Raw genomic sequence first — 11,315 nt, 5'->3', positions numbered from 1 at the left:
CTCTGAGAGTACATATCCGAGAACCCCTCCGATCACCAGCGGAACAGCCCAGTTGCCGTTATTATGGCCATTGGACATTTTCATATGATGTGCAGACTCATATCTGCCGCCGCGCTCATGTCCGCCGGCATAGAGACTTGAACCAAGAATAACGGAAGCGGCCATAACTGCCGTCCAAGATTGAACTTTCTTCATAGGGGACTCCTACTGTTTGGATAGCGTTATCATCTCCAAGGGCTGTGAAGTAATCGTGAATCCGAAATATTCGGTAAAATAGCACCTATTATCGGAGGATTACCATGCGCCCATTCACCCTTTTTACCGCTTCGTCTTTACTCTTCTCGCTAAGCTGGGGCAATCCCCAATGCTATATCGAAGGTTATGGCGACCTCATCGTCTCTGCCGATGAAACCACCCTTCTCCTTAAAGACGGAACGCGGTTCCCCTACCGCAACGATAGCTCCAAATCAACGTGGGAAGATAAAATAAACAATGCCGATCTTGCCACACAACTCTCTCAACACTACGATGAGGGGGGAAACGAAACACCCCCGGCGTATTTATTTGATCCGGGACGGCTCCGCTATCAGCCGTTTTTTCAAGCCCTCTACGGCAAAGATCAAAAAACGGTCGAAAAGAATCTCGTAACCATTCTTTGGCCGACGCTGAAAGGTTCCCTCAAACTTCCTGTTTCCAAAATCGGCGGTGTGGACAAAAAACTCTTTGCCATCGGCCAGGAGATTGCCAAATTGCCCAAAAGTGATCGTATTTGGGCCGAGGGGGCAACCACCTATGCCTACCGAGTTATCAAAGACACCGATCGCCTCTCTATGCACAGCTTCGGGATCGCAGTCGATCTTGCACCCGCGAAAACACAGTATTGGAAAGACGAATCCCCCTCTGAAACGGCGCACATCGGATACCGCAATACGATGCCCCGCTCTATTGTCCGAATTTTTGAGAAACACGGCTTTATCTGGGGAGGACGATGGTACCACTACGATACGATGCACTTCGAATACCGTCCCGAACTTTTGGCGCCTTCGTGCGTAGCAAAAGCGAAATAACCCTATGAATACCTGGATGGCTGCTGCTTGCAATGAAGCATTAGACGCAATGGAGACAAATGCGGGAGGCCCCTTCGGCGCCGCTATCGTCCACAACGGCGAACTCATCGCAACGGCACATAATGAAGTGCTGGAGACGAATGATCCGACCGCCCATGCCGAAATCAACGCCATTCGCAAAGCTTCCGAAAAATTAGGGACGCATGATCTCTCGGAGTGTATCCTCTACACAACGTGCTACCCCTGCCCGATGTGCATGGGGGCTATTTTTTGGGCACGAATTCCGACCGTTTATTACGCTTCCTCGATGGAAGATGCGGCGCAGGGAGGATTTGACGATCAGCACTTTTATACTATGATCGCTCATCCGGAAACGGCTATCACGCTGAACCCTCTTGATCGGGAAGAAGGGAAAAAACTCTTTTCCCGATGGCTCGAAAAAAAGGACCGGAGACTCTACTGATTAATGTGACCTTATCGTAACCATAAGATTTTACACTTCTGCACTTTTACAGAAGGTACCTTTATGAATTCTCATCGATCGCTGTCGATTCTTTCCCGTCTCTCCATTCGAAAAAAGATCACCCTTATCGTCGTATTGACCCAGCTCTTTGCCCTTGTCGCGGTGGCGGTCGGAATCCTCGGGATGTTTTTGTCCAACGCCTCGTTAAATACGATCAATACCCAAAGCCTTCTCCCGCTCCAAAATCTCCGTATCTGCAAAAATATTATCGATAACGATATCCGTCATAACGCTATCGATCTCTCTGAGGGGGTAGGAGATTTTGACACGGCGTCTAAAACCATTACCCTCTCGCATCAACGCCTGAAAGAGAAATGGAATATCTATCTCCAAGGGAAAATGACTGTCGAAGAGATTCACGCTCTTCCCGAAGCCAAAGAGGCGATGGAGAGGGCGGAGCGATCGATAGTCCTCCTCGAAAAGGCAATCGAATCCAAACAGATTATGGGAATTTTAGATCTTCTCCAAAGCGATTTCCCCTACTCGCTTACGCCTGCCGATGAACATCTGGACAAGCTGATTGAACTCCAAATCACCAATACCCAAAAACTCTATCTCTCCGCCCAAAAAGAGTTCAAACAGACCTTGATGCTGATTATTTTGATTTTTCCGGCCGGAATGATCAGTGTCCACATCATTTTGCATTTCATTACGAAAGATCTTCTCAAAAAAATTGCCGACCTCTCTCAAATCGCACAGCATCTCCGCTGCGGGGATCTGCTCCATCGGATCGGCGCAGAGGGAAATGATGAGCTGGCTGTCGCTGCAAAAGATATGAACGATTCGATGGAGGAACTTCACACTATGGTGGGAAGTATCAAATCTGCCTCCCAAAACAGTATCGCTTCGGCACAAGAACTTAATCTCGTCTCAAAAGCTATCAAACAACGGCTAGAGACAAGTTCATCGGATATCGCGCAAACCCACACCCAGATTGTCTCCCTCCAAGAGATCGTCCACTCTTCCACTGCTTCGGCACATGAGACCAATCAAAAAATAGACGAAGCCAACACCAATCTCAGTCAAGCAAGCACCCAAATATCGCGAATGAATGACGACATACAAAACGTTGCACAAACGCAGCAGCTCCTCTCCGGGGAACTCAAAGAGCTCTCCTCTCAAGCACAGGAAGTCAAAGGGATTCTCAATATCATCGGAGATATCGCCGATCAGACCAATCTTCTTGCGCTCAATGCCGCTATTGAAGCGGCTAGAGCAGGGGAACACGGTCGCGGCTTTGCCGTAGTCGCCGACGAAGTACGCAAACTCGCCGAACGTACCCAAGAGAGCCTCTCGCAAATCAATCATACGATCAACACAATTGTAGGAGCCATCACCGAAAGCAGCCAGAAAATGGATAAATCCGCCGGATCGATCCTAATCGTTTCACAAGACTCAAATGCGGTCCAGCGAAATATTCAAGCCTCATACTCCTTGATTTCGGTAGCCGCTGATAGCGTCCGCTTCTCCAACAGAAATCTCTCGGATCTCCTCAATGGAATGGAAATGATCTCTGCCAAAATCAACACACTGAATACGCTTGCCGCGACTAACACCTCCAGTATCAATGAGATCACCGATGTAGCAAACGGGATCGACCGAACGACGGCCGATCTCAATCAACAATTACAAAAATTCCGTACGTAATCGACCCATCCGATCACTTTATCGTCCGGATGCTTTTGCGGAAGAGGCCGGAACAAACGCTCCAACAGCCGAATTCAGTACGTCGCCAAGCCTCTCTTTGGTCACTATCCCCTCCAAACGTTCTACTCTGTTGCCCTTCACATAAAGAAGAACCGTCGGCACGTTCCGAATTTGCAGTTTCTGTGCGGTTTCAGGGTTTTCGGCCACATTGATGCTATAGGCTTTAATCTGCCCTTTTCGTTGTACCGCTATTGTTTCCACTGCCGGAATCGTCTGAGAACATTCACCGCATTTCGGTTTCCAGAATATGAATAATGCCGCTTCATTATCGGCGACTGCCCCGGCGAATTCATCATCTTCCAGATCATACAATTCACTGAAAAAAGTCTCTTTGTTCAGGTTGATACTGTAGGTTTCTGTCGCCTTCTCCCCATACGCCGCCCGAACAACTTCAACAATAAAGCTTGGCCCTTCCCGCGTCCGTCTATTAATTTTCAATTCCTCTTTTGCGTTGTAGATCACCTCATAGAATTGATCCATGTCCATCCCCTGAACCGATTGTCCCGCGACAGAGATGATTTTATCCCCTTTTCGCAATCTCCCACCCAGAAATGAAGATCCCTCTACCACATTCCGTACATAAATCCCGTCCGCCAAATGAACCAGTTCCAATCCGTTAAGTTCTGTCTTTCGCTCTTTTTCCCGTACCGCTTTTAGCTTAACGATCTCGTCGCTTATTTCCGCTCTGTCGGAGGAGTCAGAAGGGGAAAGCTCCAAATATTTGGTAAGATTTTTCATTGCACGGAACGATTTCCCTTTGGTCGAGGCCAGTGTTTCACCCAGATAGTAATAGCCGTCCGCATAATCCGGGGCCAAGCGGGTAACCTGCTCAAACTCCAAAATTGCACTATCGTAATCATCAAGCGTTTTGGCATTTTTAATCATCTCGATACCCGTTTTAAGATGGTGCTGCGCCTCTTGCGAAATCTCTGTCCCTGCGTAAAGTAGCGTAAACACGGCAACTCCAACCATCCCTAAAATAAGCCGTTTAATACTCATTTCGCTTTTCCCCCTTTGGGTAAATTCTCTTTTGGTTTAGGAAGATCGTACTGCTGCCGCATGCTGGACAGAACCGTCAGTTTTTTATTCCATTCCGCAACATTGGTATTGATTTCATCAACAATTTTTCCCCGCTCATCCATCGCATCTTCTAATAGCTTCTTCGCTTCGGCCAAATCTTTGTCTGCATCAGAAGTACCCTTTGGCTGATGTACCAACGTATTAACTGAGGACTTAAGGGCGGATATGTTGCGATCGGCATTGCGGATCTTCTCTTTCATCTCAAAAAATGTTGTATTGAGCGCTTCGGCTTCATGAAGGATAAACGTATAAAGTTCCTGCTGAAACTTCAGAGGTTCCGGTTTTCCGGGTTCGGGGATTTTGATCGGAATATCAGGGCATGAAGCGGTCTGAGACAGGGTGAAATCGCTCCCCGAACGGATCGCTTCCATTGGGGAATTAAGTTCTTTGGGATTAAAATGGCCTATCTGCACTTTGGCAGATTCCAAACTTTGATACGCCGCGCAATTGAGCTGTTTGAGAGTTTTAACCCCTTCGTCTTTCCCTACGGTTGCGGTATAACGAGATTCAAACTTATTGGCGAGGGTCTTTGTTTTCTGCGAAAACTGCTCCTTGTCTCTATCGGCAAATTGCTGTTCAAGCGCTTGAATCTGCTGATTCAGTTTTTCCCGATACTCGGCTTGCAGTTTCAACCGTTTTTGTTCTTCTTCCTGACGTGCCTTTTCTTGTTCGTAGGTATTTGCGGAAGAGTCTTCAGCCGGAGCTAAAATATTTTGCATCAACCCTTGCATCATCCCCTGAAGAAGACCCCCCATCAGTTCATATTTCCAGGCATCCGGACCGCTATAGCCGCCGGATGATCCTCCTCCGGAGGATTCGCTGCCGACACACGAGGAATTATTCATGAGATTTGCATAATCTCCGCTCTCTTGCGCACTTGATTGCCGTCTGTTTTCACACTCCTGCAATGTGCTGAAATGACCTCTCAAGCTCGGCCCGCCCGTAAAGTTGATAATCCTGCTGCTGTATTTGATTTGATACTCCGCATGGACCATCACCGCGGATATCAAGCATAAAAACAACCAACCAATTTTCATTGCTTTTCCCACCACGATTTTGACGTTAATACAAGAGGTTCAATACGGATACTTCCATCGGGGTTCAGGGTCATTTTCTCACCCCCCTTCAACGATGTTTGTACCAATGTTTTGAGATTGCTTATCTCTACTTCACCCTCAATTAGCTCTATCGTGGTCGTCCCCTCCTCATCTGCACTCATCGAAAAAGTCGTCCCTCTCACCGCACAGATAGCCGTAGGGGTGCGAACTTCAAATTTCCTGCTGTATTTTTTGACCTCAGCTCGAATTTTGCCGAATTGCTCGGATAAAAATGCATCAGGATTATCGGCAGCCTCAGCAGCTTTTTGTTCAACCCATTTTTGGTATGTCTCCGCTTTGTCGACAGTGGTATACATTTTCCCTTTGACCAAAGAAAGCGTTTCGGAGAGGGCATCTTTTTTTTCCATTTTCACGCGGCTGAATTCGCCGATACTCATACTTCCTCTGCCGTCCAAAAACTGTATCTCGGCGCGGCTGTTGTCATAAGTTTCGATCGTATCTCCCTCCTCGAAATAGGCGGGATGTTCGCCATCCATTGCAACCGCGTCGTACGGAGCTTTGCCCGATATAACCCGCACCCTTCCGCTGTAATGCGTTACCATACCGCCGATTTTGGCACCGGTTCCGGTTGCTCCGACCATACGGTTGCGTACATAAGCGATATTTTTATCGATTTGTATTTTTCTGTGCTCACAGAATTCTTTATTCTCTTGCGCTTTCATACGAGCCTTCGAAGCAATCTCTTCCGCACCATTATTACCTGTCTCTTGCGCACGACGGATTAACTCGTTTGCTTTGGCAATCATTGCATCCGCTTTGCGAATCCTCTCATCCATCTCATCATGCTGTTGCTGAAATTTGAAAGCCATCCCCAGTTGCGTAAATAACCAATCTTTGCTCTGCTCGCTTTGCCCAAAACCCGATATCGTCAAACTTACGGTTACCCATAAAGCGACTATCCATTTTTTGTTCATATCAACCCTTTCGCGACGGAAGGCAAAACCCCTCTTTTGATTATTATAGTCCAAATCGCTTTGAATAATGTTGACTCTTTTACAGATTATTTTGTTAAAAATTCAATCACTTTTTCAACCGGTCGGCCGATTATCGCCTTGCCCTCTTGAACGAGAATCGGACGTTCGATAAGCTTGGGATACTCAACCAAAATATCGATAAGTTTTGCTTCATCCGAAATTTTTTCCACTTCAAGCTCTTTATACAGTTCCTCTTTCGTTCGCATCAGCTCCCGTGCTGAAAGTCCCAGCTTTTCTAATAACAAAACGATATCTTCTCGCGAAGGCGGAGTGTCAAGGTATTTGAAGAGTTCAATATTTGAGCCTTTCTCCACCAACAGATTTAGTGCCTCACGTGATTTTGAACATTTTTGGTTATGCCAGATGGTTATCATACAGATTCTCCGTTTTTAATGAATATTATAACTTTCTTCTCTCTGTTAGGACTAATTGTCAAGAATGAATTATATTTTCTTAACTAATTATTATTATTTTTGTTTAACACTAATGTAACACTTTTTCTTCATAATCGCACTTTTTAATCCTAAATTTCAAGGAAGTGCGATGGTAAATACCCGCCGAATAACACACAGCCTCTTGCTCTCTGCTCTCTTGAGCAGCTCAGGCTTCGCATCCGAAAATCTCGGTATTATCGGTATCGATTCTACCACCATTGATGACCGTTTCCACCCCACTCGTACAGAAGCCTCATCGACGGCAACCATAGACGGTCAAAAAGTCGATGAGTCCCATATCGAAAATCTGCAACAAGTGCTTCAAGCTATTCCGGGAATAACAACCGAGATTAAATCAGGCGATACATTAAAAATCCATATCCGAGGCGTTGAAAACCAGCGATATATGGGAGAGAAACCGGGTGTCGCGGTTGTTATCGACGGTGTCCCCGTATTTGAGCGGACCGGAAGCGTCAATATTGATCTGGATGATATCGCCTCGATCAAAGTGATCAAAGGGGGAGCATCGTACCTCTTCGGTGACGATGCCCTAGCCGGTGCTGTTATTATCACCACCAAAAAAGGGGCAACAAACAAATCGATGCTTGCGTCGGAATTCGGCAGTTTCGGATACCAAAAACTTCTGGCGGAAACCTCTTACGCTAACGATTCTTTAAACGCAAGACTGCAAATAAGCGAGCGAAAAAGTGACGGATATTGGGCAGACTCAGAGTATTTATCCCGTTATGCCAATGGCAAATTTCAATACTATATTGACAACACCAGCGACATTACGTTCGGTATCGAAGCCTCTAAGCGGGAAAAAGATACCCACGGCACCGTCGGAGGGATGACACAGGCGCTGGAAGACCCAAGAAGCACCTCGACAGGAATCGATGGCGGAGGACGGGATTTTTCACGATTATACGATGTCGATCTACTCAAGCTGTTTCTTACCTATGCCAAAGATTTCGGAAACAACTCCAATCTTCTCGTCAATATTTATCAATACGGAGACGATACAAAATTTGTAAGCTCTCCGCAAAAATACAGCTCGACCGGAGCAGTCGTCACTTCCGATGATGCCTATACGACCCTCAACGATTACCATCAAGTGCAGCGCGGTCTAAAAGGCGAATACCGAAGCAGCGGGGAATCGCTTGCCTATATGCTCGGTGCCGATATACGCAACAATGTATATGAGAATAAAACATCCTACCTCGTCGATTTTAAAACCAGTGCCTTCTCCCCGACGGTTTATTCAGCCGGAACAATCACGGGAGACAACAAGACAACCGAAGAGGTATATGCGCCGTATGTGGAAATCAAAGTACCGCTCAACGACGCCACTACGCTCACCCTCAACGGACGGTACGATCATATACGGCTCGATAACGATGATCAGCTAACCGATGAATCTCTTCAAAAAAACTTTGATGTCTACTCTCATCGACTGGGGCTGACCTACAGCCTGAATGATTCTATGTCACTTTTCATGAATCGCTCAACCGGATTCCGTGCCCCTTCAATCGAGCAGCTTTTCGTCGGTGACAGTTCACCGACTGCCACAACCAAAACACTGAATAATCCCGATCTCAACCCCGAAGAATCGATCAACTATGACCTGGGCATTCGAGGTACTTTTCCTGCAATGGAGAACACTTTAACCTATGAAGCGACCCTCTTTTGGCTGGATCGCAAAGACTTTATTATGTCCTCAGTCGGGCAATATGCATCGGGAACGACGACCCATCCCCAGCAGTATCAAAATATCGGCGGGATGCGCAGCAAAGGGTTTGAATTCTCCCTCCAAAGCGATACGAAAAAAACCTTCTCTTTTAATCTGGCCTACACCTATTTGGATGCTTATTTTACACAATACGATAACTTTTATCTTGGGCTGGGAAACCCTTATGCTCCCGGCTTCACGCAAGTGCATTATGACCTTACCGGAAACACGGTACCCCGCACTTCAGCCCATACACTCAATCTGACCGGAAATTACAATATCACTCCATCCACCCTCCTCAGCGCTGAATTAACGGCAAAATCGAGCTACTACGCCGACGAACTTAATCAACTCGAAATGCCGGGATACGAAGTCGTAAACCTTCTGGCAAAGCACACTGAAAAATTGGGAAATTACACCTTTGATCTCTTTGCCCGTATCGACAATGTCTTTGACAAATTCTATTTTAATACGGCTCGCGCAAGCAATGACCGTGATTACAATCATATTTTCGATCAAGAAGATCTCTCTCTCACCGTCAATCCGGGACGCGTCTATACCGCAGGCTTGTCAATTAAATTTTAAGGAGAACGTATGAAAAAAATTATTTTAGTCCTCTTCTGCGCCGCTGCCCTTTGGGGCTTCGGCGATGGGGCAATTTATTGGGCTCCGCACGGATGCGATAATGGGAAAGCGACAGCGGCCAAACACGGTAGCCACGGCAAAGGCGAAAGCGCTATGTTCGCCCTCATGAATCAGGAAGGAAACGCCTCGGCACACCTCATCCTCCCCGATCTCTCTGAAAAACCGCTCACCTTTAAAGCCGCTACCGTAAACCTCCCTAAACCATCCATGGGTGGATACTACGCGATGGTAGCCGAGGGCAATGAGATGAATATGACATACAGCGCTGTCCGCTATCTGAGTCTTCAAGGACGTCCGGCCAAAGTTTCTCCGACAAAACTAACCGCACTTCCAAAAACAGATTTGGAAATTATCCCCGATCCTCTTCACCGAGAGCATGATCGCTATACGGCATCAAAGTCATACCGTTTTCTCCTCCATTTTAAGGGAAAACCACTCATTAATACCACCGTTACGTTAGAGACGCATGATACTCCGGTTCAAACCTATACGAGCGATAAAACAGGTGCATTTTTGATCACTCTTCCGAATGATTTTAAAAATGTTAAAGTAGGACGCAGTGAAAATAAGCCTTCAGAATTTCTCCTATCAACGCAATACCGCTTTGGTGAGCACCTCTATAAAAGCACTCTCACCATGCCCTATTCACTCAACCCTAATGATTTTTGGCAATCCCAAAGTTACGGGGCAATCACTATCTTTATTGGTTTTTTGGTGGGATTGGTGTTCTATCGACGCATTAAAAAAGGGGCTAAAAATGGATAAATTACTCACCCTCACGGCACTCCGCCGTGTTGTACAACTCACCGCATTCGTCTTTTTTGTCTACGGAGCTATGATTTTTACTACCTTTTATACGGGAGATAAACTAACCCAAAACCTCCCTGCCCTCTCATGTGCTTATGATATGAAGGGGGGAGATTTTTGTGCACTGATCCCGCTCCAACATCAGATGGATCACCGTGTTTCTACCCTCTTTACACAAAATGCAGGGGCGATGGAAGCGCTGATGGGGACACTGATTACTGTCGGAACCGTTGCCGTTTTAATCCTTATCCTTAACAAAGCGTTTTGCGGATGGCTCTGTCCTCTCGGATTTTTCCAAGAGACGATCACGATGATCGGAACCAAACTTGGACTCACCCAGCTTATCTCGCTGAACCGCGAAACGATCAATAAAGTCCGCCCAATCAAATGGTTTATTTTCCTCTTTTTAGTTCTCATTTTCCCCCTCCTCACCGGAATCGGTTTTTTGGGACACGAATGGGGAAACCCTTATTGTTCAATCTGTCCGAGTCGTATTATGACAACGGCAATGACGGGTGATATGTCGCAAATTTATCTCTCTCAGGCAAACAACGGATACCTTATCCTCTCTCTCCTTGCCGATCTGCTGTTCGGGCTAATGATTGCTCTCGCCCTATTTGTCCGTCAGCCGTTTTGCCGCATTTGTCCGATGCTCCCGCTGCAAACACTGTTTAAAAAGATCGGACTTTTACGCCTCGTCAAAAAAGGATCGTCCAGCTGTGAATCGTGCGGAAACTGTGTCAAAGCGTGTCCGATGGATATTTACGAGATTCAAGACTCTGCGGAGAATAAAAATATCACCCACAGCGACTGTACCCTTTGCGGCCGATGCATTGAATTTTGTCCGCACGATGGGGTAATGAATTTCAAATATGGCCCGCTCACACTCCTCTCATCCTCCAAAGAGGGGTTTAAAAAGCGAACCAAAATCGATAAGTGGTGGAAAGGATAAAGGGTGGAAACTTTTACCCTATTTTCTCTTTTTTTTGTCGCACTCTCTTATGGGGCAACAGCCTGCATGCTCACCTGCATGCCCCTGCTATCGCCGATTTTGTTGGCCAATAGCGCAACACGCCAACAAAGTCTCAAAGTTTTGCTTCCTGTTAGCCTGGGACGTATCAGCGGCTATACAGCCCTCTCCCTCATATCCTATCTCGGTGCGACCATGATCAAAGCTCTCATCAGCGATACCATATTAATGGGGTATCTGCTAGGAAGTGTCACCCTTATT

The 11,315-nt window shown here is 46.5% G+C and carries 12 protein-coding genes; 7 read left to right on the top strand and 5 right to left on the bottom strand.

The annotated features are described in order from the left end of the window. Nucleotides 1-195 (bottom strand): hypothetical protein (locus Q0C19_RS07895; protein ID WP_295054849.1); only part of this gene is annotated, 195 nt, incomplete at its 3' end. A 104-nt stretch (nucleotides 196-299) separates the two neighbouring features. On the opposite strand from Q0C19_RS07895, the gene Q0C19_RS07890 reads away from it, so the two are divergent. From Q0C19_RS07890 to Q0C19_RS07880, 3 genes are all read left to right on the top strand, one after another. Then, nucleotides 300-1,067, top strand: coding sequence for a M15 family metallopeptidase (locus tag Q0C19_RS07890; protein ID WP_295054847.1), 768 nt, complete (start codon nucleotides 300-302; stop codon nucleotides 1,065-1,067). A 4-nt stretch (nucleotides 1,068-1,071) separates the two neighbouring features. After that, on the top strand, nucleotides 1,072-1,530 hold the full coding sequence (locus tag Q0C19_RS07885; protein WP_295054846.1) for a nucleoside deaminase: 459 nt from the start codon (nucleotides 1,072-1,074) through the stop codon (nucleotides 1,528-1,530). Nucleotides 1,531-1,593: 63 nt separating this feature from the next. Then, nucleotides 1,594-3,237, top strand: a complete 1,644-nt coding sequence (locus Q0C19_RS07880; RefSeq protein ID WP_295054844.1) for a methyl-accepting chemotaxis protein — start codon at nucleotides 1,594-1,596, stop codon at nucleotides 3,235-3,237. Between the two features lie 18 nt (nucleotides 3,238-3,255). On the opposite strand, the gene Q0C19_RS07875 is transcribed toward Q0C19_RS07880, so the two are convergent. From Q0C19_RS07875 to arsC, 4 genes are all read right to left on the bottom strand, one after another. After that, nucleotides 3,256-4,296: a thioredoxin domain-containing protein gene (locus tag Q0C19_RS07875; protein WP_295054841.1), complete on the bottom strand. Its 1,041-nt coding sequence runs from the start codon at nucleotides 4,294-4,296 to the stop codon at nucleotides 3,256-3,258. Beyond that, nucleotides 4,293-5,414, bottom strand: coding sequence for a hypothetical protein (locus Q0C19_RS07870; RefSeq protein WP_295054839.1), 1,122 nt, complete (start codon nucleotides 5,412-5,414; stop codon nucleotides 4,293-4,295). The genes Q0C19_RS07875 and Q0C19_RS07870 overlap by 4 nt, the downstream gene beginning before the upstream one ends. Next, the gene (locus Q0C19_RS07865) at nucleotides 5,411-6,409 is read right to left on the bottom strand and encodes a FecR family protein (protein WP_295054836.1); all 999 of its coding nucleotides are present in this window, start codon (nucleotides 6,407-6,409) and stop codon (nucleotides 5,411-5,413) included. The genes Q0C19_RS07870 and Q0C19_RS07865 overlap by 4 nt, the downstream gene beginning before the upstream one ends. Nucleotides 6,410-6,495: 86 nt before the next feature. After that, nucleotides 6,496-6,843 (bottom strand): arsenate reductase (glutaredoxin), encoded by a 348-nt coding sequence (gene arsC, locus Q0C19_RS07860; RefSeq protein ID WP_366823081.1) that lies wholly within the window; start codon nucleotides 6,841-6,843, stop codon nucleotides 6,496-6,498. Between the two features lie 169 nt (nucleotides 6,844-7,012). Here arsC and Q0C19_RS07855 point away from each other — a divergent pair, with 169 nt between their 5' ends. From Q0C19_RS07855 to Q0C19_RS07840, 4 genes are all read left to right on the top strand, one after another. Continuing rightward, nucleotides 7,013-9,217, top strand: coding sequence for a TonB-dependent receptor (locus Q0C19_RS07855; RefSeq protein ID WP_295054833.1), 2,205 nt, complete (start codon nucleotides 7,013-7,015; stop codon nucleotides 9,215-9,217). Nucleotides 9,218-9,226: 9 nt separating this feature from the next. Further along, entirely contained in the window at nucleotides 9,227-10,042 is an 816-nt protein-coding gene (locus Q0C19_RS07850; protein WP_295054830.1) for a hypothetical protein, read from the top strand. Further along, nucleotides 10,035-11,036: a 4Fe-4S binding protein gene (locus Q0C19_RS07845; RefSeq protein WP_295054829.1), complete on the top strand. Its 1,002-nt coding sequence runs from the start codon at nucleotides 10,035-10,037 to the stop codon at nucleotides 11,034-11,036. The genes Q0C19_RS07850 and Q0C19_RS07845 overlap by 8 nt, the downstream gene beginning before the upstream one ends. 3 nt (nucleotides 11,037-11,039) lie before the next feature. Next, nucleotides 11,040-11,315 (top strand): sulfite exporter TauE/SafE family protein (locus tag Q0C19_RS07840; RefSeq protein ID WP_295054827.1); only part of this gene is annotated, 276 nt, incomplete at its 3' end.

The sequence above is a fragment of the Sulfuricurvum sp. genome (genome assembly GCF_023250475.1).
Lineage (GTDB): Bacteria > Campylobacterota > Campylobacteria > Campylobacterales > Sulfurimonadaceae > Sulfuricurvum.
Note: the sequence above shows the minus strand (reverse complement) of the source record. Positions and strands in the feature narration are given on the sequence as shown.